Here is a 674-nt window from a genome sequence, read left to right on the forward strand (position 1 = left end):
GCTGGGCGGCGATGGCGCGGGTGCGGGTGATACAGGTCAGCAATGAGCCCGCTGCGATGACGATCGCGGCCGTCGGCAGTACGTATGCGGTGTGGGTGACCAGCACTTCGATCAGGGCCAGCAGGCAGGCCACGGTGAGCACGGCCATGCGGTGCTGCTTGGCCATCGGTCCACGAAAATTCTGGGGCAGGCCGAGGCTGGCGCCGGACAGGCGCACGTAGGCGGTGAGCGCGGCCAGCAATGCACCGAGCCAACCCAGCCAAGGCATGCCGGCGGCATAGCCTAGCGCGACGATCAGCAGCGAGTCGGCAATGCGGTCGGGGTATTCGTTGTAGAGCGCGCCGGTCGGCGTCTGCTTGCCGCCTTCCATTGCGACCATGCCGTCGAGCAGGTTGCAGATCAGGCGCAGCTGTATGCACACGGCGCAGGTGATCAGCCCTGCAATGCCGGGCCAATGGAGCAGGGCAGCTGCGCCGATGGCGGCGAAGAAGATGCTGAGTACCGAGATCTGGTTCGGCGTGATGGAGGAACGAACCAGCGCGGCACTCAGGGCACGGGCCCAGCCGGTGGAACGGGCGGCAATCGGTCTACGGTCATCCTTTCCCATGCCGGTGATGGTAGTGCATTGGAGGGAGAGAGGGAGTGCGAGGGGGGTAGGGTGGGAAGCGAGACGC

The 674-nt window shown here is 66.2% G+C and carries 1 protein-coding gene; it reads right to left on the bottom strand.

Annotation, left to right across the window (positions count from 1 at the left end; genetic code table 11):
* A partial coding sequence (locus ABB26_RS16785) for a CDP-alcohol phosphatidyltransferase family protein (protein ID WP_057635869.1) occupies window positions 1-607 on the bottom strand: 607 nt, incomplete at its 3' end.
* Between the last annotated feature and the right edge of the window lie 67 nt (window positions 608-674).

It is taken from the genome of Stenotrophomonas humi (assembly GCF_001431415.1).
Lineage (GTDB): Bacteria > Pseudomonadota > Gammaproteobacteria > Xanthomonadales > Xanthomonadaceae > Stenotrophomonas > Stenotrophomonas humi.